Consider the following 24,478-nt stretch of genomic DNA (forward strand, 5'->3'; position numbering starts at 1 on the left):
GGGAAACTCAGGGAAGAGCAGTACTAATCATTAATTTTGGCGAGCTTGAGACAAGTAATGTTCTCGGCGAATGGTCGCAAATTCATCATCCTTAATCGCTTTTCGCACGGCGGCTTCAACCAAGTGTTTATGCTTAAATAACGGCGAATTTTGGCTGATGGTTACATAATAGTTATTCACTTCAATGGGTTGATACTGGGCTAAAACAATATCATTTTGTAGGCCCATATCATTGATCCGTGGTAACGCACTTTCTTGAAAGTGGATAAAGGTATCAATTCTGCCTTTCTTTAACAGTTCTATCTTTTGCAAAAGCGTCGATACGGGAACCATTACCAAGTCTGTTTCTTGGTTAAATCTCTCAAAATATTTTGCATTTCGCGTCACGCCAATATTCAGCTTTCTCAAATCGGTAAAACTCAGTAGCTGGTTTTCATCACTTTTGCGAACAAAAAAAGTGTGTCTCAGGGTTTCATAACTTGGTTTGATATAAACGACTTCGTCTTGCTCACCATCCACACGCCGTAACCCGACTAACAGATCTAAATTTCCTTCCCGTAATTCTCTTATTCTTCTGGCAAAAGGCATGGGAATGATTTCAATTTCCATGTTCATATGTTTAGCAATATTTTTAAGATATTTGACTTGTAAACCGTTGATGAACTCCTTAGACACCGAGCTTTGAATGACATATTGCCCATAGGAAATCGCGGGAAATAATCCAAAGATTAAAATGAAAACTAAGATAAAAAAACGCATGTCTAAACCAGATAAAACAGATAATGAATCGTCATTATCACCCAGCACGGGATTTAAGCCAATAGCCACATACTACCTTTACGCACTCTGGCATCGGATTTCAATTAGCCGCAGAGGCAATAATCCTGTACGGAGGTATCAAGCACGGTGAATGAGTAAAGGCGTGGCCATCCATCTTTGAATTTGTAGACAGCGAAACGTTGCACTGTCTACAAACTGCTCGTTCAAAACGGTTTATAGACTTTAAAAAACCTAAAACGAGCAAAGCATATTCTAACTCGAGCTTATTTAGATACAGCTCAATGAGATAATCTTATCCCATTGAGCTGTCACATTCTGAGCACTTTTGTTAATGCCTAAAACTGCTAAGCAATGCCGGAATACCCGGTAACATTCCCACCATCGCCATGACGCTGGTCAATATAATGAACATTACCAATGGGATGATCCAACGACTCATGTGTGTTAGTTCTGCGCTTCGCTCTTTGCAGCCGATTAGGCCTAAGTTATCCAGCAGCATGGTTAATGACCAGCCAAATGCGGGGTTCACCAGTGATGACGCAAACACCACAATCGCCGCAGATTGTGTGGTTTTGCCTTCTCTGGTCATTTCCATACCTGCTTCAAGCAACGGAATAAACACCCCGACAATCAACGCCACACACAATACGGGTTGCCAAATAGCGAGATCCATTGGATACCCCCACACACCAGCAATGACACAAAACAGCGCGGTTAAAATAGCACCGGCAGGTATCGGGCGCTTGGCAATGGCCGCCGGCACAATGTAGGTGCCCCAAGACGAGGTGAAATTGGCACCGCCAAAAATAGAGCCAAAGGTTTGCCTTACCGATGCGCTCAGCATGGTGTCATCAATATTCATTTGTACTTTTTCGGTTCGCTGCGGGTAACTAATTTTTTGAAATACTTGATGACCTAAAAAGTCTGGTGACCACATAGCGACCGCCAGAATAGCAAACGGCAATACCACCATAAAACTTTCTACGGTTGGCATGCCAAGCATCCAGCCGGTATTTTCGCCCCACCAGTACATGGGGTTCATATTGGGTAAACCGGGTGCAGTGTGGAATTCAAAAGGTGCGCCTAGCAAGAAAGCAACAACGCCGCCCATGAGGCAGCTTAGTGGCACCGCCAGCCAGCGCTTTTTAAAGTGCTCTAATAAGGCGTACAACAAAATGGTCGCAAGAATAACGATAAAGGCAATGTGCGTCATTTGGATGCTTTCTGCCCAAGCAAACAGTTTCTTCACTTGGGAAATAGTGCCTATAAAGCCTAAATACAGTAATAGCCCGCCGCACACACCTTTGCTGGTAAGCCTTGCGAGTAAACTACCGCCCTTGCTAAATGCCAATATCAAACCAAAGGCCCCGATTAACAAGCCAAACGCCATAGGATGACCGCCTGCAGCCACCACAATGGGGATCAAAGGAATAAGCGGCCCGTGGGTGCCTGCGAGATTGGCGGTGGGTAGAATAAACCCAGAGAACAACACAATAAAAACCGAGACGATGAGTAGCTCGTAACGAACATTCTCAAGCACAAAAGCATCACTTAACCCTAGGGTACCTGCAAAGGTAGCGGCAATAGCACTGACCATAACCACCTTGCCAATTGTTCCGGCCAGTGCCGGTATCGTATCTTCTATCTCGAAACGATAATCCCTAAAAGGTAAGTTTGCTCGCCAACGTTTAGGCTGCATAATTTGCAGTTCATGTTCGAGGTATTCATCTCTAGTGTTGAACTCTGAGCTGGGCCTGTGCAGATCTTCGTAACTGCCTGAGGGAGAAATCTGCTCTGTTGTCTCAGATGGTGCAGAGCCCGCATCGTCGTGTGTTCTGGTATTCATGTATCTCCTAAAAGCGAGTGAATTGCTGAAAATAAAAATCGCTTTCGTTTAAAGCAAAATTGAACAGAAGCGAAGAATAAATCAAATACCGACGGCTAGCGCATAAGCAAAAGGTCTTATAGAGTAAGTACAATTTTGCTAGGGAGATAACGTGGAGAGGATTTATGGGTGAATACAGCTTTTTGATCAGTATAGGAATAGTATTTATGCTCGGTACCATGAGTCCTGGCCCTAGTTTTATATTGGTCGCAACAACCGCGGTCAGCAAATCAAAAATGCAAGGATTTGGTGTCACGTTAGGCCTCGCCATAGGTGCCGCCATTTTCGCGCTTTTAGCGATATTTGGCTTGTACGCTATTTTACAGGCAGTGCAATCTATGTATGTTGCTCTAAAAGCGCTTGGGGGAGCGTATTTACTATACCTTGCTTATAAGATGTGGAAACACGCTAGTGAACCAATGAAGGTGGTAGCACCTGAGGAAGCAAACACAAAAAATTTTTTAAAAGCGGTGCTATTGGGGTTAACAACCCAGTTGAGTAACCCGAAAACAGCCATCATCATTGGTAGCATTTTTGCCGCTCTCTTGCCAAATGAAATCCCAGTATACGGTGAGGCACTACTGTGCTTACTCGCGTTCACTGGGGATGTTGCTTGGTACTCCTTGGTCGTACTCTTGCTGTCGACGAAGAGAGCCCAACATACTTACTTACGATTCAAGCAACACATAGACAGATTAGCAGGCGGATTATTGGGGCTATTAGGCATTAAACTCGTCATTGATTAACGTTTCCAGAAAATCATAAAAGTCCATAAAACGAAGAGCAACATGCAAGCTGAGTAACCGAATAAACACGTCCCCCTAAAGCAAGGCTTACTTGCTATCGTTCTGCACTTTTTTTGCTTTTATCGATTCTGCTATCGCCTTAAATTCATAGGTTGGGTAGATATCCGTGTCAAAAATGCCCCATGCTGATTTTTCAATGGCAAGGTTAAGGGTACGTAAATCTTTTGGGTGAATGTTAACCGTAATCACCTGCCCTAATCCCATCATCACATACCAAGATTCAACCTCTATGCCTTTAGGTGGAAACGACTGCCAGAAACGATTTTCATCCATTTTCTGTTGTAATTCAGTCAAGCTCTTGTCTTGCTGATGTTTCAGTACCACAGTCACAAGGATTTTATCGCTGTTAATGGTATAGTCTTCATTCGCAGATGCCGTTGAAAACAAGCCGTAAAAACAAAAAACGGCCATGAGTACAGACCTCAGATATTTTTTCATAGAGCAACCTTGTGAGTAACGTGAGATGGCATCTTGTTATGTTGCCAGTGATATGAGGAATTCGGATTTGCTTAGCCAAATGCCTTTATTCTACTTAAGTATATGACAACATTAGGTAAAGATTCCTCTAATATTAAGCTTTTATATCAGTATGAAGTGATCAACCAACTTGAACCAAGAAAGGCTAGAAGCCAAACAAATTGACTCCAACACTAGCCTACTAAGGCCCGTGGCCTATTTTTTTGGTTTTCTTTATGCTGTTCTGACTGTGGCGCATTTCTTCTTATTAGAAGAGCCTTTTAAGTGGATTTTGTTCTTAGCTGCGCTAGCCACAGCCGTAATTAATACCGCCGTTGGTTTTCGAGCGAATGATATCGATCCGCCGCGTAAAGAAGTTGTCCTTTTACTGCTTATATTTTTAGCCAGTGCAAATAGCTTTTTGCATCTTTGGTTGTCGCAAGCGCCCGAACAAACCACCAATATATTCGTTACCATCATTGCCTCTGGTATCGTTTTGTCGCATCGAGCTCTGTGGTGCAGCGCAGTGCTATTTAATTGGATTGGGTGGATAGTCATCAGTAACGTTTTACAAATGGCACTCATCCAACATTTTTTCTTTGCGATGGCCATGAGTACCTTACTCAGTTGGTTTGCCCATTTGGCTCGGAAAAACTTGGTAGAAAAACAACAAGAGCTTGAACGGGAACGCGATATCGCCCTTAAGCACGAAAAAGAGGCCAAAGCTGCCACAGAAGCCAAAAGTGCTTTTTTGGCCAATATGAGTCATGAAATTCGCACGCCCATGAACGGTGTTATCGGCATGATCGAATTGGTGTCGCAAACCAAGCTCGAAAAAGTGCAGCAAGATTACATAGCAACAGCAAAGCGCAGCGCTGACTCACTTATGGTGATCATTAACGATATTCTCGATTTTTCTAAAATAGAGGTGGGTGAGCTTACCATTGAGTTAGTGGAATTTGATGTTGAGCAATTTTTTGCAGAATTGCTTCACGACCAACAATTTCAAGCGAGTGAAAAAGGACTAAAACTGTCGCTTATAAAAGAAGAATTGCAACACACCAAAGTGGTTGGTGATCCCTATCGTATTAGGCAAATTGTCAATAACCTATTGTCTAATGCGATCAAGTTTACCCAGTCAGGCCATATACAAGTGCGTTATAGCTTGACGAGTTCAAGTGACAACTTGGAGTTGCACTGCGCTGTGACAGACACAGGCATAGGCGTGAGTGATGCGGCTTTGCCTTATCTCTTTGATTCATTCTCTCAAGCTGATACATCAACAACGAGAAAGTTTGGTGGTACCGGGCTTGGTTTATCAATTACAAAACAGCTTTGCAATTTAATGGGCGGAGACATAAAAGTGCAGAGTCAGTTAGCTAAAGGCTCAACCTTCGAATTCTCTGTCAAACTTGCTTTTTCACAATGTTCAAACACCGAGCTAGACAAGCCTAGCGCAGCCGTAACATTTCCAAACGTGCAAGTTTTGTTGGTTGAAGACAATTTTATTAATCAAGAGGTTATGTTGGCAATTCTGCAAGGGTTAGCAGTAAGAGTGTACATCGCCAATGATGGGCTTGAGGCAATCTCCACCTTGAGTCGTTGCCAAAAAACACGGTTCGATCTCATTCTTATGGATTGCCAAATGCCAAACCTTGATGGTTACGAAACCACTAAACGCATTCGCGCGGGTGAAGCGGGCGACATCTTTAGAGACATTCCCATCGCTGCGCTAACGGCGAACGTGCTAAATAGCGAACGGTTAAAATGCTTCGAATCAGGAATGAACGAGTATTTGACTAAGCCTGTCGATTTTGACGCATTAAAATCGATTTTGTATAAATACCAACACGCTAATCTCGAACAGTAATACAAAATTATCTGTCGAGGTTAGCGCCGCAAGATTGCTAAAAACACACTCGATTACCGATGGCTGAAAGCGCGAAGCGCGCTAATCAGCCCATCTTTTTGTAGTGGTTACTAGGCTTGTTTTTTCCAGTCCAGCAAGGTCTGAATATGCCCAGTAGATGCAGCAATTAAATAACACGCTTGTAAATAGCCCTTCATTTTGAAGTCTTCTAGTTTTTGCCCCTTTAATTCAGCGAGTTTCGCTTCATTAATATTATACAGGCCGTCAAAGCGCTTTTGCTGACCATCTTTTAGGGTAATACTCAGTTGCAACTCTTCAATCAAGTCCAGCTCGAGCAACGCATTGATAAAGACCTCAGTACGGTTGTTTCCTGACATCAATTGACCCAACAAATCAACCATTTGGGTCAGATAAGCACTGGCGTTACCTTGCTCATCAAATAAACGCTCACCTTGCTCAGTGTTTACCCTGGGGCTATCCATATCCACTGTGAGTACGGTATTCTCGCTAGTTGGCTTGGCGCCGTTTTCTGTCACCCCCACCAAAAATGGCTGGCGTCTCAAATGAATAGGCACATAATGCGTGCGCCATTCATTATTTTGCAAAAATAAGTTTTCACCCGCTTCGAATCCCGTCAACACATTTAGACCAAACTGCCCCGTGTTATTGTCTTTCAAAAAACAAATAGGATACGCAAGGGCAAGTGCCCTCACCTCATCGGCTATCACTGGAATAAAGTGTACATTCTCGCCGAACTCGGCGCCCCTCTGCGTTTTTATTAGGGTTTTACTATGCTGTTTAAAATCGATTAGTACTGGCTGGGCCACTGCCGCCTCCTTGTTATGCTTGTTTGCTGACTATCCGGGAGTCATGTCGAGTTGAAAAAGTTTACACTTTTTGTAACCCATACTGATAAATTTTATTTATTAACGCGCGGTTACTCGGTAACGTTTTAAGCATTTGCTGAATTTGTTGCGTGTTTTTTTGGCGAAAATTAGTGGCTCTTTGTTTGTATGAGTCTGACATACCCAACGGGTTCGGCTGCGTATTAAACCCCATGCCGTAAAGCACGTACTGATAGCTGGCCGCGGGGAACACCTCTACCGCATGCTCAAAATCATTATGCCAAGGCGGTTGATATTGCCACAGAGTTAATTGGTCTTGCAGGCTTTGAGGAATGCTTGCTGGGTCGCGATTGTCTATCCAAAAAGAAGAGTCATCGCGTTTACTCAGCATATAATGCAGTTTCAAAAAATCGATGATCCGTTCCCATCGGTACAAGAACGTGCTGTTGAAGCGCTTGGCAACGATTTCCATCGCATCCCGTGTCGCAGGGAATTGGTCAGCAATCATTGACGCTGATATCTCAACGAGTAACAAAGATGATGCTTCTAAGGGCTCAAGAAACCCTGCGGATAACCCAATGGCAACGCAGTTCTGGTGCCAGAATTTTTCTCTGTGCCCGGGATTTAGCGGAATTTTACGAATATCAGCTTCGTTTACATGGCCACCCGTTTGGGCGATATAGTTGAGCAGCTCTGCACTCGCTTGCGCCTCATTGGTATGAGCGCTGGAATAAACATGCCCTACCCCGCGCCTGTTTTGCAGACCAATATCCCACACCCAACCGGCTCGTTGCCCGGTAGATATCGTATGCGAGGCAATAGGTGCATCTTCACTCTCATAAGGCACGTGTACCGCTAAAGCTTGATCCACAAACAATACATCCTTGCAGGACTTAAAACCAACCTTAAAATGCTCTTTAAGCAGCAGTGATTTAAAGCCAGTGCAATCGATAAACAAATCCCCCTCGATATCGCCATTAGCGGTTGTAGACACACTGGCTATATCATTATTTTCAGCGGCGTTAATCCTTGTTACGTTATCCAGAACATGGCGCACGTTTAGTTTTTCAGTGCAATGTTGTTGCAAGAAGGCTGAAAAACGTCCCGCATCTAAATGATAAGCATAATTAATAATGGACGTGTATTCAGCGGTCGCAATTGATTTTGGGGCGAGCCCTAATTCACATACCGCCTCTTGCGGGCTGACCGCTTGCGAGAAAGACTGTTCGAACGGGCGCTCCATCCAATGACGAGCAAGGTTAGTGCTGTCAAAGTCTTGGGGTAACACAAGTGGATGATAATAAAAATCATCTTCGGCTCCTGTGACCCACTTAGCAAATTTAGCCCCTTGCTTGAACGATACATTGCACTGGCGAATAAAGTCGGTCTCTCTAACACCCATCGCCTTTAGTGTGCGACGCATAGTCGGCCAAGTTCCCTCGCCCACACCTATGGGTTTCACATCCGGTGATTCCACTAAGGTAATGCTAAAACCATCAGCATATTCGCTTTGAAGTTTGGCGGCTATTGTGCCAGCGGTTATCCATCCTGCGGTGCCACCGCCTACAATCACGACCGATTTTATTGCTTGTGCCATATGACTCTCCAGAGGGCTTATTCTCTTACTAAGCTAAAAGGTAGTAAAACACTTTGCAGGTGCTAAAAGCCATGCTTTTCACCGATAATAAAAAGCCGCCCATAAAGGCGGCTCGATTTAATGCTTATAGCGTCATCTCAGCATTCAAGTACATGTTTACCTGAATGCTCTGTAGTGGCGCCCCTACCATTTACCACTAATACCAAAGCTGAAACGTGGGCCATATTGTTCAGCAGAAATCAGTTGCTCTTGGAAGCGGCCGTGACGACGAACCGTTTCATCCGTCAGGTTTAAACCATCAACATAAACAGTAAAGGTTTCGTTTATCTCGTAGTTTATACTTAAATCCCACTGACCATACGCTTCAGTGAACGTTGGCTCAGTACCAAGAGACAATAAGAAATCATCACGCCAGTTATAGGCGACCCGCACTTGAAGCTTCTCATTTTCATAGAAGCCGACCAAGTTACCTGAATCACTTAAGCCCGTTAATGCAATCGTTTGGTCAAAGTCATATGGGTCAAATGACTCATCGCTGTCCACCAAGGTGTAGTTAGCCACGGCACCAAATCCGGTGTCAGAGAACATATACTGGGCGTTCAACTCCCATCCATCAACCTCACGATTTTGCAGATTGTCTGGTGTGGCCACATCAAATATCACAATAGGATCAGATGCTTGGCTTAAACACGCTGGGTTTGGCGTATCAGATGAATCTGGGCAGCCAGGGCGTGGATTAATACTTGGGTCTCGCAATGGATTGCCATTCACATCGTTAATTGCGCGCTGCTCAACACCTGCGCCGATGAAGTTTTCTACGAATTTTTTGAAGTAACCCACAGAGGCATAACTGCCGTCATCGTCATACCATTCAACAGAAAAATCGAAGTTATCTGAGGTGATTGGCAGCAGATTAGGGTTACCTTGTGATGCGTTAAAGGGGCCTTCTGGTCTAGCATCAATGTTGGTTGACGGGAACATCGCACTTATTCCAGCGCGGGCCAGCGTGCGACTGTATGAGAAGCGGGTTTTCACTTCTCCCGTTAGCTCCATACTAAAATCAAGATTAGGTAGTATACGCGTGTAGTTACCATCCAGCTCTTGGGCAGTTGCTGTAGTATCAAATACGGGGCGCAACTCTTCTGCGTGGCGATAATTCAAGGCAACAATACCTGGCTGCACTGAATAAGCACTTACGTCAGTGTCTTCATAGCGTACCCCTACATTTAAATCGATAGGGAAATCGTTAAACTCCGTTCTGAAATCAAATGACACATACAAGGCGGTGGTTTTTTCATTCACCCCGTTCGTCGTCACGTCAGGCGCACGAAATAAACCTTGGTCTCTAACAATATCGACAAAGGTATTTGCGCTGAATTGCGGAATGTATGGAAACAACGCATTTGCACCAGAGAATTGGTCGGCAAAACCACCTAAGGGTTCAAACGTAAGTCCAAGATCATCAAGAGGAATATCAACAAATGAGAAACGCTCAGAAAGATAAGTATCGACTTGATAATCAGTGTGCATAACGCCGAAATTAATCGCTGCTAGTGCGCCATCTTCGATGTTTTCCCAGTTACCGTTTATCTGATATTGCTTTATATTATTTTCCATCTCGTAACCACGCAGTTGGTACAAGTCAGACACTATGTTGTCAGGGTTATACGCGCCACCAGCTAGGCCGGAATCATCAACAACTATAGAGGGGATTTCTCCGCTAAAGTTTGCCCCAATCAAAGCAACCGAGCCCGATGGGTTTTTCAAGTTAGCCAATGTTTCCGCTGTTTGTCCATCAGGGTTCGAATGAGATGTTGAATCGTGGGCATCAAACGTGAGGTTTAGCGATTCCGTTGCTTGCCACTTTAGATTAAAACCAACCGAGTCATTTTCTTTTTTCTCATAACGTTCCCACGCCCAAAAATTGAGTTCGTCATTGACATTGGTAATATCAACTAAGGTTCCATTCTCATCAGTAGTTCCTGCTGGATTATCGAACCAGAACGCTTGTTTGTTTGTGGAGCTGGTTTCTTCGAAGCGTGACATGGTGTAATCCAAGGTTGCTTCAATGTCTTCGTTAGGAGCGAACTGCAACACCAACTGTGCGTTTTGGCGCTCACGCTCGGTGTCAAAGCGCTCTATTTCAGGTGTCCAAGGTACCCAATACGCTCCCGTCGGATTATTACTTGTGTTAATGGCACTGGCGTCAACGCCGTTTGGATTTGCACGATTACGTACCCAGCCTGATGATGTACCAACACGGTCACGACCGCTGTCACGCTCTGAATGAGATGCCGACAATAAAACGCCAAATTTACCATCAGCAAAGGTTTGACTGATCATGCCAGAGATTTCTGGGGTAATGCTACTACCTGTGTCTACACTGGAGTCATGGACTCCTTTGACACTTGCAAAGGCTTTGAAACCGTCGTAATCGAAGGGTTTTGCAGTACTGATATCGATTGTTGCACCAATGCCACCCGAGGCCACATTAGCTTTACCCGTTTTAAACACAGAGACACCTGAAACACTCTCTGAGGCAATTTCTCGAAAGTTAAAGCTTCTTGAAACACCGTCCGATTGCAATGCAGAAGAATTTGGCATTTGACGACCATTCAAAGTCACTAGGTTAAAGTTAGGCCCAAAACCACGCACAGTCACCTTGTTACCTTCGTTGTTGGCGCGATCAATCGACACACCACTGATACGCTGTAATGACTCGGCCAAATTGGTGTCTGGTAACTTACCAATGTCTTCTGCTGAAATAGCGTCTACTACACCTGATGATTCTTGCTTGATCGATGCAGATTTACTTAGCGCACTTCTAATACCAGTCACATTAATGACTTCAAGGTCGGCGTCTTCGGCTGCTGTGGACTGCTGCTGTGCATAAACGTTAGTGGATGACACTAACATCGCCATGCATATGGCATTCAGTTTAAATTTTGCGTTACTCATTTCGTGCACCTCAAAAAACATTGGAAATTCAGAATGAATCAGTTCTGGTCATGTCACATCATAACCAAACCAATATTGTCAGCAACAATATTGTTAACAATTCACAAACAATAATAAAAATTGTAGTAACAAGTCAATCTAAATCAACATTATTTTTACAAATTAACAGGAGAGCGATTACGCGTTAAGTGAAGGAGCACATGCCAAGCGGAGTCATTTATTACACGCTTTAAAATACATTTAGATTGGCTTGTTAACACTAACCCGCTGAAATTATTCGTTATAAAATTGCGATAACCGAATCAGCGGTTACAACAACCTAGTAGCTTTGAATTTCTAGCGAGGGGTTAACAGCACGATTGTTAGTACGAGAAAGTGAATATTAAGTCGTTGTTCTATGATCAATTGACACGTGTTAACGCTGAAGAGAAAGATCAAGAGCAAGAGCAAGAGCAAGAGAAATTAAAAGACAGGGATTAAAAAGGAAGAAATCAAAAAGCCGCTTCAAAGAGCGGCTTGGAATTTAGCACCTATCTCACTTACGTGAGACGACCAATCTCACTATTTTATATTCTTGCGAATACTGGAAATAGCGAGTTTCAAATCATTTTTACGCAGCGCGTCAACAATATGGCGATGCTCGTCCACCAATGTTTGCGAGTTACGAATACGTTGATAGTTCATGCGCATTCGTAGCACAACTGGGTACCATAAATTGGTTAAGTCTTCACCACCGGCCAATCCGACAAAATACTTGTGAAACTCGATATCGGTTTTGGTTAGCTCAGTAAATTCTTCTTTGTCAAAGTGTTCTTGCATCTTATCGATGATGGCATCCATACGGGCCAAATCCGCTTCAGATATATTGTTTTCCAATTGCTTTACTGCATGCTCTTCAATCTTACGACGAATTTCAATACTCAGTTTTTGTAACTCAGGCGTCAGCGGGCTGCTAACCGACGACCCTACATTGTCCTTGCTGACTAACAAGCCTTCTTTAGTCAATTTAATTAATACGTCTCTGATCGGACCGCGAGACGTACCAAAACGTTCAGCCAATTGTTGTTCATTCAACTTTGTGTTCGGCTCTAATTCGCCAGAGATAATATCTGAGCGCAATACATCAGCGATTTGCTCTCTGACGGAAAGAATTTTATTAGATTTCATAAGGTAAGCTTCCCAAAAAGCGGCATTATATTATGTACTATATACTAAACGAAAAAGTCTTCGTGTGATAAATATTTTTAGTTAACAATGCTCATATGTATAGCATGATCATTTAGGTTTGCAATTAATTGTTAACAATGTACAATTAATTCACGGTCAATTTACATAGTCAGGATTTCCATGAGTGTCATTACCAAACTAGACACACCTGCCATGAACAGTTCACAAATTCAGTCAGTCAATGTTGAGTTATTCAACGTGCCCCTTGACGAAGTGTTGAACGATGCTAAGCACGGCGATCATACCCACTTTGAGCTGATCCTATGCACCATTACTTGTACCGATGGTACTCAAGGTGTGGGTTATACCTACACAGGTGGTAAAGGTGGACGCGCTATATACTCACTGCTTAATGACGAACTAAAGCCTTTCTTGATGGGTAAAGATGCTAGCTGCATCAATCATTTATGGGAAGAAATGCAATATCACTTGCACTATGTTGGTCGTGGCGGTTTAGTCAGTTTCGCCATATCCGCAGTCGATATCGCCCTGTGGGACATTCATTGCAAGGTTCTTAATCAACCCTTGTGGAAAGTAGCTGGGGGCTGCAGTGACCGCGTAAACTGTTATGCAGGAGGCATTGACCTTAATTTTTCCACTGAAAAATTGCTTGGCAATATCAAAGGCTACTTAGACTGCGGCTTTGAAGCGGTCAAAATAAAAGTGGGCAAAGAAGATTATCGCGAAGACGTGGCCCGCGTGGCGGCAGTGCGCAACCTGATTGGTCCTGACGCGATATTTATGGTGGATGCAAATTATTCACTTACAGTCAATAAAGCCATTAAGTTTGCTCAGGCGATAGAGCAGTATGATATCACCTGGTTTGAAGAACCGACCATTCCTGATGATTTTGCCGGTTTTGCTCACATTGCCAGCAAAATCAATATTCCGTTGGCCATGGGCGAAAACCTGCACACTGTTTACGAATTCAACCAAGCGATAAGCCAAGCCAAACTTGGGTTCTTACAACCTGATGCATCGAATATTGGCGGTATCACTGGTTGGCTAACGGTTGCCCAGATGGGCTACGCGAACAACTTACCTATTTGCAGTCATGGCATGCACGAATTACATGTATCTCTTATGGCATCTCAGCCAAATGCGGGTTACTTGGAAGTACACTCGTTTCCCATTGACCGATATACCACTCACCCTCTGAAACTTGAAAATGGCAAAGCCGTTGCGCCCAGTACACCCGGTGTAGGCGTCGAGTTCAAGACAGAGTTACTTCTTCCCTATTTAGTTAAACATTCCTAGGAGGCGCGTATGTTCGCTGCTCAATATATTGGTAATAAATCATTCAACGTAGTTGAAGGTCACGCTATTGCACCACAAGCCGGTGAAGTTCGCCTTGATGTTGGCTATGTGGGCATTTGTGGCACCGACATGCATATTTACCATGGCGTGATGGACCAGCGTGTGTCTATTCCACAAACCATAGGTCACGAAATTTCAGGGGTTGTGGCGCAAATCGGTGAAGGCGTAGAAGGCTTTACGGTTGGTGAAAAAGTCGTGGTTCGCCCATTGGACTGGTGCGGTGAATGCCCTACCTGTGAAGCAGGTTTAACGCACATTTGTCAAAATCTCAAATTCATGGGTATCGACACCCCTGGTGCTTTTCAATCAAGTTGGACGGTAAAAGCCCGTACTTTGCATAAATTGCCGGCAGGTGTGGATTTGAAACAAGGTGCATTGGTCGAGCCTCTTTCTGTGGCTTGCCATGACGTGCGCCGTTCTCGCTTAAAAGCCGGTGAAAAAGCGGTTATCCTCGGCGGTGGCCCTATCGGTCAATTGGTTGCAGCGGTCGCTAAAAGCGTTGGCGCTGAGGTATTGGTGTCTGAGCCGAACGACAGTCGCCGCGCATTTGCCGACGAGCTTGGGGTGAAGTCTGTTAATCCTATGGATACCGACTTAGCGGCCTACGTCGACGAATGGACAGGGACAAAAGGTGCTGATGTAGTATTTGAAGTATCCGGCGTGTTACCTGCTATTCAATCGATGACCCAAATTGCTGGACGTCGTGGCCGCATAGTGATGGTGGCGATTCATTCCACTGCACCACCAATTGATTTGTTCCAGTTCTTCTGGAAAGAGCTTGAACTATTAGGTGCCCGCGTTTATGAAGCCGCTGATTTTGATTGGGCAATTGAATTAATCGCCAGTGGTCAAATAGACTTAAAACCTTTCATCAGCTCTGTGAGTCCGCTGGCAGATATCGGCAGTGCATTTGCCAATATGGACGGCAATCCGCAGGGCATGAAAGCCCTGGTTGAATGTAACGCTGAGCAATAAAAAATAGGGCAGAAAGGAAAATTAATATGTTAGAAAAATTCAGTTTAGAAGGTAAAGTTGCTCTAGTAACGGGTTGTAAGCGCGGCATAGGTAAAGGGATCGCGCTAGGGCTGGCCGAAGCAGGCGCGGATATCATTGGCGTTTCAGCAAGCTTAGCGCTTCAAGGTTCAGACGTTGAAAACGAAGTGAAAGCACTGGGTCGTAATTTCAAAGGTTATCAATGTGACTTTTCAGACCGTGATGCGTTGTACGCTTTTATTAAAGAAGTTAAAGCTGATTTTCCTAAAATCGATATTTTAGTGAATAACGCAGGCACTATTTTGCGTGCTCCCGCAGCGGAACATGGCGATGATTTATGGGATAAAGTGATTGACGTAAACTTAAATTCTCAGTTCATTCTTAGCCGAGAAATTGGCAAAGAGATGGTGGCCCGCCAGTCGGGAAAAATCATTTTTACTGCATCATTACTCACCTTTCAAGGCGGCATCACGGTACCGGGCTACGCGGCAAGTAAAGGCGCTATTGGTCAATTGGTGATGGCACTGTCAAACGAATGGGCAGGCAAAGGCGTGAATGTTAACGCTATTGCACCGGGTTATATTGATACTGACAATACACAAGCATTGCGCGAAGATAGCGAGCGCTCGGCGGCAATTTTAGGCCGAATTCCGCAAGGTCGCTGGGGCAACCCTGACGACTTTAAAGGGCCAGCGGTATTTTTAGCTTCTGACGCTGCCAGTTACGTCAATGGCGCTATTTTATTGGTCGATGGCGGCTGGATGGGGAGATAATCTCAATGACTGTTCAAGATTTACACTTTAAAAACAAGGTTAATTTCATTGGTGGCCAATATGTGCCCTCTAACGAATCCGATACGATTGACATACTTAGCCCGTCAACTGGCAAAGTCATAGGCGAAATACCGGCAGGTTGTAAAGCGGATGCTGAAAATGCCTTAGAGGTGGCTCAGGCCGCGCAAAAAGCATGGGCTAAATTAACCGCTCGTACACGCCAGAATATGCTGCGTACCTTCGCGAACAAAATTCGTGAGAATAAACACATCCTTGCCCCTATGCTCGTCGCTGAGCAAGGCAAATTGTTATCAGTAGCCGAAATGGAAGTGGACGTAACCGCTACGTTTATCGACTACGCATGTGACAATGCCCTGACCATAGAAGGCGACATTTTGCCTTCAGATAATCAGGACGAAAAAATATACATTCATAAGGTACCAAGAGGCGTGGTTGTGGGCATTACCGCCTGGAATTTCCCTCTGGCATTAGCCGGTCGAAAAATTGGCCCTGCGCTTATTACCGGTAATACCATGGTGTTAAAGCCTACCCAAGAAACGCCACTTGCAACGACAGAGCTTGGGCGTATTGCCAAAGAAGCAGGCCTTCCCGATGGCGTATTAAACGTCATAAATGGTACTGGCTCTGTGGTCGGGCAAACCTTATGTGAAAGCCCCATCACTAAAATGATCACTATGACAGGCTCCACTGTCGCGGGTAAACAAATTTATAAAACCAGCGCAGAGTATATGACCCCTGTCATGCTTGAGTTAGGTGGTAAAGCGCCGATGGTCGTCATGGATGATGCCGATCTTGATAAGGCGGCAGAAGATGCACTGTGGGGGCGTTTTGCAAACTGCGGACAGGTATGCACTTGTGTAGAACGCTTATATGTTCATGCAAGTGTTTACGATGAGTTTATGGCTAAATTCTTACCTTTAGTGAAAGGGTTGAAAGTCGGGGATCCCATGGATGCAGACTCACAAATGGGCCCTAAGTGTAACCAGCGTGAAATTGATAATATCGACCACATAGTGCATGAAGCCATCAAGCAAGGTGCAACGGTTGCCACTGGCGGTAAGACGGCAACAGTTGAAGGCTTCGAAGGCGGCTGTTGGTATGAGCCCACCGTTTTAGTGGATGTTAAACAAGACAATATAGTGGTGCACGAAGAAACCTTCGGCCCCATTCTACCTATCGTTAAAGTCAGTAGTATGGAACAAGCTATCGAGTTTTGTAACGACAGCATCTATGGTTTAAGCGCTTACGTACACACCCAAAGCTTTGCCAATATTAATCAAGCTATCAGTGATTTAGAAGTCGGTGAAGTGTATATCAACCGCGGAATGGGTGAGCAGCATCAGGGCTTCCACAACGGCTGGAAACAAAGCGGTTTTGGCGGTGAAGACGGTAAGTTTGGCCTTGAGCAATACTTGGAAAAGAAAACCGTTTATATCAATGAGGCTTAGTTTTTTATTGGAATTCATATCGCAACAACGCTCACTGATAGTCTAAATAAGCTCAGGCAAGTTTAGACGAAAATAATAATAATGTACCAACGCAGTGCAAGTCAGTAAGTGATGTGCCCTACAACCCAAAAGGGTAAACTTAGCAATAGGTTTACCCTTTTTTATGACCTTTCTACTGTGAAACACGTCCCTATAAAGTCGCTTCCTGGGTATCGCTCTTTAGCTATTGTTAGTCAGGTTTTTTACCCCCAGCAATGATAAATTAATGCGTGCTTTCACGGCTATGGGGCTTTCTGCGCGTGGCACTCGCGCGATCAAGGGTGCATTAAGTAAACGCGCCAGACTGTGGATGTTCTCTTCCAAAAATGGCATTTCTGGCTCAAGCATATTAGCGACCCAACCAGCAACATTAAGACCGTCCTGCTCTATTGATTGTGCTGTTAACAATGCGTGATTAATACAGCCTAACCGCATACCAACAACTAAGATCACTGGCAGTTTTTGGCTAATGGCAAAGTCAGATAAAAACTGTTCTTGGCCTTGACTATTTTGACCAAGGGGTAAACGCCAACCGCCCGCGCCTTCTACCAAAAGCATATCGCTTTTTTTCTCTATTAAGGCTACGTAGCCTTCGTTTATGGTATCTAACTCAATGGGAGCCCCCTGGCCTTTAGTCATTAACTTTTCGCAGGCTAAATGCGGCGCGATAGGCTCTGCAAACGCAATTGGGTTTACTTCATCGTAGCTAAGTGGGGTATTACTGGCTTGTTGTAACGCCAGTGCATCTTCATTTCTAAGGCCCGCCTGGGTCACGTCGCAACCAGCGGATACGGGTTTATATGCCGCTGTTGATAAGCCAGCGTCATGACACGCTGCTAGTAACGCACAGCTAACAAAGGTTTTGCCCACTTCAGTGTCAGTGCCTGTCACGAAAAAAGCATGTTGCTTACTTTCTTTTAAGGGCCTTTGATCTGAGGGCGCTTGCTCCGCAGGCGTATACTCTGAAGAGCCTTGTTGTAAGGCATTTTTGCTGATGCTTTGCTGATGACTTTTAAGGTGGCGTTGATTAGTGCTGGGTGAGTCTAGCGACATGGCGCTTTCCTTAACAATTCGATGATAACGGTGATAATAACGATGACGATGCCAGCTTAAGGTCAGCTCATTGCTTGCTAACTGGCTTTACCAGGCTTAAGAAGCACACATTGTACGTCAAGGGTAACCCTTGATTACGGCCAAATGTGCTTTGATAGTAGAGCTCAAGTGCATGTAGCGTGTTACGGCTAATGGCTTTTTGTCGCGTGTTGCTGGTAACGACATTAGCGCCAATGTTTTTTATTGACCCAAGTAACTCGCGCACATCTTTATGCCATGTCACGTAACTTTTCTGCTGTGTGGTCACCTGTAATCCAGCGGCTTTCGCCGCACTTGACCATGTTTCGGCTGACGCAAATTGATTGATTTTGCGCTGACTATCAACGTGCTGCCAACATGTATCTAGCTCATGCATGGAGCCTTGGCACATGATGGCCAGCACGCCACTTGCCCCAGGGGCTAATACGCGGTTAATTTCAGTACATACTTGGGTACTGTTTCTACACCACTGCAGCGCCATGGATGAGAACACACCACTTGCGGCACTATCCCCCAAGGGCAAATGTTCCGCGTCACCTTGAAGCCAACTAATATTATTGTTAGGAGCGCCCTCAACGGTTTGCTCTCTTGCGTGCTTTAGCATCCCTAGGGCAAGGTCCATGGCGAAAATATGTGATGTGTGCTGCGTATTAATACGCGCTAATTCACGCGTTACCCGCCCAGTGCCGCAGCCAATATCAATAATGCGTTTAGGCAATATTTGACTGTGCTCGTCACATATTTCAAAGAACAATTCCAAGGCATCATCGGCGATATCGATTTGTACTTGCGCTGCAGCATCGTAACGCGTTGCTGCACGGCTAAACTGTTTGGCAATACGAGACTTGAGTTGCTGTTCATGATTAATATTGGTGTTAGCAATATTATTTTCAACGCTTTCTATTCGCGCAGAATTTGCAACAGGGCGAATCTTAGCGGCTGAATGCTTAGCAGAAACATTTACCTTATCAGCCACATATAAAGCGGCATTACTTGTCATCAGGTAATTCATCCATCACAAGCGCTAAGCCATCCACTAAGGCTTGAATGTCTCTTTTATGGTGAGAAGCACTCAAGGTAATGCGCAAGCGGTCCGTTCCTTTTGGCACAGTCGGCGTGCGAATAGCGCTGATCCACAATCCCATTTCCCGCAGCCGTTGACTGATAACTAACGTGCGTTTCGGGCAACCAATAATAATAGGCTGAATAGCGGTGATGGATGATGTCAATGGGATCCCAGCAGCAGTGGCAAGCTTGCGAAATTCGTCAATATTTTGTTGCAGTAAGCTTCGCTGATCACTTTGTTGAATCGCTTGCAAACTCGCCAAGGTGGCAACGGCTTGCGCTGGCGGCATAGCGGTACTGTAAATATAATGCTTAGCAAAATTACTTAAATAATCTATCAAATCTTGGCTACCGGCGATAAATGCCCCTGAGGTACCCACCGCTTTTCCGAATGTAGCCATCAACACTGGTACCTGATGTTGGCTCAAACCCGCTTGTTCAACACAGCCCATGCCGGTTTCACCTAATACGCCGAAACCGTGAGCATCATCAACCATAAGCCAAGCGTTATGCTGCTCACTGATATCCGCCAACGCGTGAAGCGGTGCTTGATCGCCATCCATGCTGAACACACCTTCGGTTACCAGCAATACATCTTGCTCTTTGCCTGACTTTTGCGCGTCGCTAGCGCGTATCTTACTCAGCTGAGCCTCTAGATGCGTGCAATCATTGTGCACAAATCGGCGCAAAGTAGCATTGCTGCCCATCGCTCCATCGAGCAAAGAGGCATGCATTAACTTATCTGCCAGTATGTAGCCCTCCCCGCTATCTTGAGGAACAGAAGAGTGGGCACTGACCTGAAACAGAGCCTGACATACAGCCTGATTCGCTCCAAAGCCAGAATTGAATAACATGACTGCTTCACGATTTAGGCTATGGGCTAAGTTGTCTTGCAACGCTTGATGAGCTCGGGTGTGGCCAGTGACCAAAGGCGATGCACCACTACCACCGCCAAATTGGCCAATACCATCTACCCAGCCCTGCATCACAGCAGTTGATTGGCGCATACCGAGGTAATCATTGCTGGAGAAGTTTAAATAGTGCTGACCACCCACCTCGATTAGCGCACCAATAGAGGAATCTAACGTGGTGACTTGGCGAAATAAGTTGTCTTTGCGCCGCGCGGCGAGCGCGGCTTGAATAAAATCAAATGCCATTAAAGGTTTACTGTTTCTGGTTTTTTCTGAGTAGCATCATAGAACATTTCAGGTGCTTGAGGTGCTTCATTGGTTTGAATTTCATCTAGCAAGGCCGCTTGATGAGCTTCATCAGAATACTCGCGGGTTTGCTTGGCATTGATGCCCAACTTTTTGAATAGCATCACGTCTTCATGCGTCTCAGGGTTTGATGTAGTCAATAGCTTGCAACCATAGAAAATCGAATTAGCACCAGCCATAAAGCACATGGCCTGCATTTGCTCATTCATGGCTTCACGCCCAGCAGATAAGCGCACGAATGATTTAGGCATCATGATACGGGCAACGGCGATAGTACGAATAAACTCAAAATAATCTAAGTCTTCTACGTTTTCCATTGGGGTACCTTTGACCTTCACTAACATGTTAATAGGCACACTTTCAGGTTGATGTTCTAAATTAGCGAGCTGCATCAATAAACCCGATCGGTCTGAGCCCGTTTCACCCATACCAACGATACCGCCTGAACACACATTCATGCCTGCTTCACGCACCGCATCTAAAGTATTTAAACGGTCCTGATAAGTACGTGTGGTAATGATATCACCATAGAATTCTGGCGATGTGTCCAGATTATGGTTGTAATAATCAAGGCCAGCTTGTTGCAATGCAATGGCTTGCTCACGCGTTAACATGCCAAGGGTCATGCAGGTTTCCAGGCCAAGTTTTTTGACTTCACGCACCATGTCGGTCACATAAGGCATATCGCGCTCTTTGGGATTTCGCCAAGCGGCACCCATGCAAAAACGCGTTGAACCAGCCGCCTTTGCCTCGCGAGCGCGCTGAATGACTTTTTCAATTTCCATTAAACGCTCTTTTTCAAGACCGGTATCATAGCGGGCACTTTGCGGGCAATATTTGCAGTCTTCTGGGCAAGCACCCGTTTTGATCGACAGTAAAGTACTGACCTGTACGTAGTTCGGGTCGAAATGCGCCCTATGTACGCACTGAGCTTTAAACAATAAATCGTTAAATGGCATGGCGAATAAGGCGTTCACTTCTGCTAACGTCCAATCGTGGCGTACTTCACTGGCGCCACTGCTGCTAGATGCGTCGACATTGACTGACATACTTGGTCCTTTACTTCATAATAATTCGCGCTTAGTCTAAGTCCGCTCAGCACATTGTCAACTTAAATTCCTTTTCAAACTTTACAAGCGAGTGTTTTTTGAACAATTCAATACAGGCAAATCTTGCCTTTGACCAACAACATATTTGGCACCCGTATACATCAGCTATCGATCCATTACCTTGCTATCAAGTGTCCGGTGCACAAGGCGTATATATTCATTTGGCCACTGGCGAAACGCTCGTTGATGGTTGTTCATCCTGGTGGACGGCCATTCATGGCTACAATCGCCCAGAATTAAACGCTGCGGCTAAAACGCAAATTGATAACTTCTCTCATGTCATGTTTGGCGGCTTAACGCATCAACCTGCAATTGATGTGTGCAGAAAATTAATCGATATGACTCCAACCGGCTTGGAGCGCGTTTTCCTGGCGGACTCTGGTTCGGTATCAGTCGAAGTTGCCATGAAAATGGCATTGCAATACTGGGCGTGTCAAGGCAGTCCAAATAAGCACAAATTTATTACCCCGCGCAATGGGTATCATGGCGACACGTTCGCAGCTATGTCGGTATGCGATCCCGTAAACGGCATGCACTCGTTATTCACCGATGCTCTGGCCCAACAGATTTTTGCCCCCGCACCACAAACGCGTTTTGCGCAAACCTGGAACGAAGATGACATCGCGCCACTGGAAGAGCTGATCCAGCAACACTACAATGAGCTTGCAGCGCTGGTTATTGAGCCTGTGGTGCAAAATGCGGGCGGTATGCGTATTTATCACCCTGAATATTTAAAACGTGCTCGTCAATTATGTGATGACTATGGTCTGTTACTTATTTGCGATGAAATTGCCACTGGCTTTGGCCGCACGGGCAAACTGTTTGCCTGTGAACATGCTGATATTAGCCCAGATATTATGTGTGTCGGTAAAGCGCTGACCGGAGGCTATGTGACGCTTGCCGCCACAATATGCACAGAAGATGTGGCACAAGGCATTTGCCAAGGCAGCCCTGGGGTATTCATGCATGGACCCACCTACATGGGTAACCCTTTAGCATGCGCCATCGCAAATGCCAGTTTAGATATTATTGCCACCGGTGCTTGGCAGCAGCAGGTACAAAACATTGAGCAACAATTAAAACAAGAGTTAGCAAAATGTGCTGAGCTTGAAGGCGTGGCTGATGTGAGGGTACTAGGCGCAATTGGTGTCGTTCAGTGCAAATCTGCTGTTGATGTGGCCTCGTTACAGCGAAAATTCGTTAAAGCGGGTGTGTGGATCCGTCCTTTCGGTAAGCTAGTTTACATCATGCCGCCTTATGTTATTCAACCAAACGAGTTGCGCCAGTTAACACAGGCAATTTATGACGTGCTGAGCTAAGTGGAATTGGCTTAATAGACGTTGGCCCAATAAGACCGCAGCACGTGTCAGTGCATCACAGGTGGCGTCGTGTTCATGTGTTTAACTTGCTGAGCCAATAACGTCGCAGCTGGGTCCTTGGGACATTGGCGAATGAAATATTGATAATCAATGATAGCCAGTTGCGGGCAGGCCAATTCGTGCAGCAATACGCCCCTATCTCTGCGCTCGTAAGGGTTATTGGGGCACAAGGCAATCAACAGCTCAATACTTCGCAATGCTTCTTCGTAGCGTTTTGCGTTGATTAAAGACGCTTTAAGTTGATTTAACATGTGAACGACCACTTCATCACAACTTGCTGTTTCAAGCGCCTCTTTGGGCATGGTTTCGTCGTCAATTTCCTCAATGACCTCAAAATACATTTGCTCTAGTATTTCTTGGCTGAGAAGACGCCCATCGTTTGGGTCAATGAATAAGCTGGTGCAGGCTACAGGGGAGTCAGAATATGCCTCTCTATTACCCTGCTGGGATGACATTAGGCCGTTTTGCAGAGTTGCTTCTACCTCTGGTGGAGAAATATCACAGCGCAGTAAAAAATGCCCAGGGAAATTAACACATGCCACCTTAAAACCCAGATGTTGTGCCACGCTACTAAAAACGATCCCTAATGTAACAGGTGTACCACTGCGATAATCGAGAACCTGGTGCAGCACACTTTGGCGCTCTACTTCACCTGGGCTTATGTCACCCCTTAAACGTGAGCCGCTAAAGGCTAAATCTCGATAGAAGAACTGAATTAAACGCTCAAATGCGGCCTGATCAGGCTGTGATATATGAGCCATAACCTTGGCTTGTTTGGCCCATCGTTCCACTTTTCGCAAGCATGTGCAGATGTCTTTTTTAGCACCCACAATATACTGGCTTGCAATAAGTCCTGCGCGCGCCAGCTGGTTATTTTGAATGGCTTGCTTTATCAACTGCACTGAAAAATATACCTCATCCGTAATCTATATATTTTATCGGAAGATGAAGCGTATTCTTGATAAGAAATTTAGTGGAATGTTGTGAACTCGGTTCGACAAAAAAGCGCAGTACTGCCTGCACAGATCAGGCTGCAAGTATCTAATACCATTCCACGTTAATCAGTGAGCACTCAGCGAGAGCATAAAAGGACTTAAACAAGGCGCATGACTGAATGAATAGTTGCTCTCTTTCGACGTCATGTAATGCAGTGTAAGCCCTATTAAAACGCACCTCAGAATGCGGATTGATATAACAGTGTTAAGCGAACAAAATTGGTTGCTTACTGATCGCGACCAATGCGGTGAAGGCTATCCAGCTTAACGCCCCCACTAAACCAACGACACGCATAAAATTGGTACGTGCCATCTTTAATGCTAACGCCACCATAAATACGTACATCAACAAACCCACAAACTTTTCAGTGACCCATGGGGTGACAAATGGGTATTGGCTAATCATGACACACAAAGTCGCAGCACTTAGGATCAGTAAGGTATCAACAATATGTGGGGTAATTTTCACCCATTTTTTTTGCAACATACTTGAGCTGGTCATGGTCCAAAAAAAGCGTATAACAAATAACAAAACACTCAGCGCTATGCAGGTTAAGTGAATGTGTTTGACTGCTGTGTACATGGGTTGGTCCTTATGATGTTAAT

At 45.0% G+C, this 24,478-nt stretch carries 20 protein-coding genes; 7 read left to right on the top strand and 13 right to left on the bottom strand.

From position 1 onward, the window contains the following. Nucleotides 1–30: 30 nt before the first annotated feature. The gene (locus AC0L6N_RS10830; RefSeq protein ID WP_473481185.1) at nt 31–828 is read right to left on the bottom strand and encodes a substrate-binding periplasmic protein; all 798 of its coding nucleotides are present in this window, start codon (nt 826–828) and stop codon (nt 31–33) included. Nucleotides 829–1,108: 280 nt separating this feature from the next. Continuing rightward, nucleotides 1,109–2,626 (bottom strand): DUF3360 family protein, encoded by a 1,518-nt coding sequence (locus AC0L6N_RS10835; RefSeq protein ID WP_011575323.1) that lies wholly within the window; start codon nt 2,624–2,626, stop codon nt 1,109–1,111. 164 nt (nt 2,627–2,790) lie between these two features. On the opposite strand from AC0L6N_RS10835, the gene AC0L6N_RS10840 reads away from it, so the two are divergent. Then, a complete protein-coding gene (locus tag AC0L6N_RS10840; RefSeq protein WP_473481187.1) occupies nt 2,791–3,411 on the top strand; it encodes a LysE family translocator in 621 nt (206 codons plus the stop codon). Between the two features lie 87 nt (nt 3,412–3,498). On the opposite strand, the gene AC0L6N_RS10845 is transcribed toward AC0L6N_RS10840, so the two are convergent. Further along, complete coding sequence (locus tag AC0L6N_RS10845; RefSeq protein ID WP_473481189.1) at nt 3,499–3,909, bottom strand: hypothetical protein; 411 nt, start codon at nt 3,907–3,909, stop codon at nt 3,499–3,501. Nucleotides 3,910–4,078: 169 nt separating this feature from the next. Here AC0L6N_RS10845 and AC0L6N_RS10850 point away from each other — a divergent pair, with 169 nt between their 5' ends. Then, the gene (locus tag AC0L6N_RS10850; protein WP_473481191.1) at nt 4,079–5,797 is read left to right on the top strand and encodes an ATP-binding protein; all 1,719 of its coding nucleotides are present in this window, start codon (nt 4,079–4,081) and stop codon (nt 5,795–5,797) included. 110 nt (nt 5,798–5,907) lie between these two features. Here AC0L6N_RS10850 and AC0L6N_RS10855 read toward each other — a convergent pair whose 3' ends face one another. The 4 genes from AC0L6N_RS10855 to AC0L6N_RS10870 form a co-directional block, all read right to left on the bottom strand. After that, nucleotides 5,908–6,624, bottom strand: coding sequence for a SapC family protein (locus tag AC0L6N_RS10855; protein ID WP_473481193.1), 717 nt, complete (start codon nt 6,622–6,624; stop codon nt 5,908–5,910). 61 nt (nt 6,625–6,685) lie between these two features. Continuing rightward, on the bottom strand, nt 6,686–8,239 hold the full coding sequence (locus tag AC0L6N_RS10860) for a tryptophan halogenase family protein (protein ID WP_473481195.1): 1,554 nt from the start codon (nt 8,237–8,239) through the stop codon (nt 6,686–6,688). Nucleotides 8,240–8,422: 183 nt separating this feature from the next. Further along, nucleotides 8,423–11,197, bottom strand: coding sequence for a TonB-dependent receptor (locus AC0L6N_RS10865; RefSeq protein ID WP_473481197.1), 2,775 nt, complete (start codon nt 11,195–11,197; stop codon nt 8,423–8,425). A gap of 561 nt (nt 11,198–11,758) precedes the next feature. Then, a complete protein-coding gene (locus tag AC0L6N_RS10870; RefSeq protein WP_473481199.1) occupies nt 11,759–12,364 on the bottom strand; it encodes a GntR family transcriptional regulator in 606 nt (201 codons plus the stop codon). A gap of 180 nt (nt 12,365–12,544) precedes the next feature. Here AC0L6N_RS10870 and AC0L6N_RS10875 point away from each other — a divergent pair, with 180 nt between their 5' ends. Genes AC0L6N_RS10875 through aldA form a run of 4 tightly spaced genes read left to right on the top strand, consistent with a single transcriptional unit; the run spans nt 12,545 to nt 16,976 of the window. Next, a complete protein-coding gene (locus AC0L6N_RS10875; RefSeq protein ID WP_473481201.1) occupies nt 12,545–13,681 on the top strand; it encodes a mandelate racemase/muconate lactonizing enzyme family protein in 1,137 nt (378 codons plus the stop codon). A gap of 9 nt (nt 13,682–13,690) precedes the next feature. After that, nucleotides 13,691–14,716 (top strand): zinc-dependent alcohol dehydrogenase, encoded by a 1,026-nt coding sequence (locus AC0L6N_RS10880; protein WP_473481203.1) that lies wholly within the window; start codon nt 13,691–13,693, stop codon nt 14,714–14,716. A gap of 26 nt (nt 14,717–14,742) precedes the next feature. After that, nucleotides 14,743–15,507, top strand: coding sequence for a 2,5-didehydro-3-deoxy-L-galactonate 5-reductase (locus tag AC0L6N_RS10885; RefSeq protein ID WP_473481205.1), 765 nt, complete (start codon nt 14,743–14,745; stop codon nt 15,505–15,507). A gap of 5 nt (nt 15,508–15,512) precedes the next feature. After that, entirely contained in the window at nt 15,513–16,976 is a 1,464-nt protein-coding gene (gene aldA / locus AC0L6N_RS10890; RefSeq protein ID WP_473481207.1) for an aldehyde dehydrogenase, read from the top strand. A 219-nt stretch (nt 16,977–17,195) separates the two neighbouring features. Here the strand turns inward: aldA and bioD are convergent, their stop codons facing one another. From bioD to bioB, 4 genes are all read right to left on the bottom strand, one after another. Beyond that, nucleotides 17,196–18,068 (bottom strand): dethiobiotin synthase, encoded by an 873-nt coding sequence (bioD, locus tag AC0L6N_RS10895; protein WP_473474640.1) that lies wholly within the window; start codon nt 18,066–18,068, stop codon nt 17,196–17,198. A gap of 67 nt (nt 18,069–18,135) precedes the next feature. Then, nucleotides 18,136–19,107 carry a methyltransferase domain-containing protein gene (locus AC0L6N_RS10900; protein ID WP_473474641.1) on the bottom strand — a complete coding sequence of 324 codons (972 nt, stop codon included), beginning with the start codon at nt 19,105–19,107 and terminating at the stop codon, nt 18,136–18,138. Continuing rightward, nucleotides 19,097–20,329 carry an aminotransferase class I/II-fold pyridoxal phosphate-dependent enzyme gene (locus AC0L6N_RS10905; RefSeq protein WP_473474642.1) on the bottom strand — a complete coding sequence of 411 codons (1,233 nt, stop codon included), beginning with the start codon at nt 20,327–20,329 and terminating at the stop codon, nt 19,097–19,099. Before AC0L6N_RS10905 ends, AC0L6N_RS10900 begins: the two co-directional genes overlap by 11 nt. Next, a complete protein-coding gene (gene bioB, locus AC0L6N_RS10910; protein WP_473474643.1) occupies nt 20,329–21,438 on the bottom strand; it encodes a biotin synthase BioB in 1,110 nt (369 codons plus the stop codon). Before bioB ends, AC0L6N_RS10905 begins: the two co-directional genes overlap by 1 nt. A gap of 98 nt (nt 21,439–21,536) precedes the next feature. Here bioB and bioA point away from each other — a divergent pair, with 98 nt between their 5' ends. Next, nucleotides 21,537–22,817 carry an adenosylmethionine--8-amino-7-oxononanoate transaminase gene (gene bioA, locus AC0L6N_RS10915; RefSeq protein WP_473474644.1) on the top strand — a complete coding sequence of 427 codons (1,281 nt, stop codon included), beginning with the start codon at nt 21,537–21,539 and terminating at the stop codon, nt 22,815–22,817. A gap of 47 nt (nt 22,818–22,864) precedes the next feature. Here the strand turns inward: bioA and AC0L6N_RS10920 are convergent, their stop codons facing one another. Next, nucleotides 22,865–23,779 carry a SirB1 family protein gene (locus tag AC0L6N_RS10920; RefSeq protein ID WP_473474645.1) on the bottom strand — a complete coding sequence of 305 codons (915 nt, stop codon included), beginning with the start codon at nt 23,777–23,779 and terminating at the stop codon, nt 22,865–22,867. A gap of 298 nt (nt 23,780–24,077) precedes the next feature. Continuing rightward, the gene (locus AC0L6N_RS10925) at nt 24,078–24,455 is read right to left on the bottom strand and encodes a SirB2 family protein (RefSeq protein WP_011575342.1); all 378 of its coding nucleotides are present in this window, start codon (nt 24,453–24,455) and stop codon (nt 24,078–24,080) included. Between the last annotated feature and the right edge of the window lie 23 nt (nt 24,456–24,478).

The sequence above is a fragment of the Paraglaciecola sp. G1-13 genome, from assembly GCF_055809255.1.

What these genes read in the sequence shown, in the direction of transcription:
- AC0L6N_RS10925 (WP_011575342.1), bottom strand. Translation starts at nt 24,455, where the DNA reads ATGTACACAGCAGTCAAACACATTCACTTAACCTGCATAGCGCTGAGT.
- AC0L6N_RS10875 (WP_473481201.1), top strand. Translation starts at nt 12,545, where the DNA reads ATGAGTGTCATTACCAAACTAGACACACCTGCCATGAACAGTTCACAA.
- AC0L6N_RS10880 (WP_473481203.1), top strand. Translation starts at nt 13,691, where the DNA reads ATGTTCGCTGCTCAATATATTGGTAATAAATCATTCAACGTAGTTGAA.
- bioD (WP_473474640.1), bottom strand. Translation starts at nt 18,068, where the DNA reads ATGTCGCTAGACTCACCCAGCACTAATCAACGCCACCTTAAAAGTCAT.
- AC0L6N_RS10860 (WP_473481195.1), bottom strand. Translation starts at nt 8,239, where the DNA reads ATGGCACAAGCAATAAAATCGGTCGTGATTGTAGGCGGTGGCACCGCA.
- AC0L6N_RS10865 (WP_473481197.1), bottom strand. Translation starts at nt 11,197, where the DNA reads ATGAGTAACGCAAAATTTAAACTGAATGCCATATGCATGGCGATGTTA.
- bioB (WP_473474643.1), bottom strand. Translation starts at nt 21,438, where the DNA reads ATGTCAGTCAATGTCGACGCATCTAGCAGCAGTGGCGCCAGTGAAGTA.
- AC0L6N_RS10905 (WP_473474642.1), bottom strand. Translation starts at nt 20,329, where the DNA reads ATGGCATTTGATTTTATTCAAGCCGCGCTCGCCGCGCGGCGCAAAGAC.
- aldA (WP_473481207.1), top strand. Translation starts at nt 15,513, where the DNA reads ATGACTGTTCAAGATTTACACTTTAAAAACAAGGTTAATTTCATTGGT.
- AC0L6N_RS10900 (WP_473474641.1), bottom strand. Translation starts at nt 19,107, where the DNA reads ATGACAAGTAATGCCGCTTTATATGTGGCTGATAAGGTAAATGTTTCT.
- AC0L6N_RS10870 (WP_473481199.1), bottom strand. Translation starts at nt 12,364, where the DNA reads ATGAAATCTAATAAAATTCTTTCCGTCAGAGAGCAAATCGCTGATGTA.
- AC0L6N_RS10840 (WP_473481187.1), top strand. Translation starts at nt 2,791, where the DNA reads ATGGGTGAATACAGCTTTTTGATCAGTATAGGAATAGTATTTATGCTC.
- AC0L6N_RS10835 (WP_011575323.1), bottom strand. Translation starts at nt 2,626, where the DNA reads ATGAATACCAGAACACACGACGATGCGGGCTCTGCACCATCTGAGACA.
- AC0L6N_RS10845 (WP_473481189.1), bottom strand. Translation starts at nt 3,909, where the DNA reads ATGAAAAAATATCTGAGGTCTGTACTCATGGCCGTTTTTTGTTTTTAC.
- AC0L6N_RS10885 (WP_473481205.1), top strand. Translation starts at nt 14,743, where the DNA reads ATGTTAGAAAAATTCAGTTTAGAAGGTAAAGTTGCTCTAGTAACGGGT.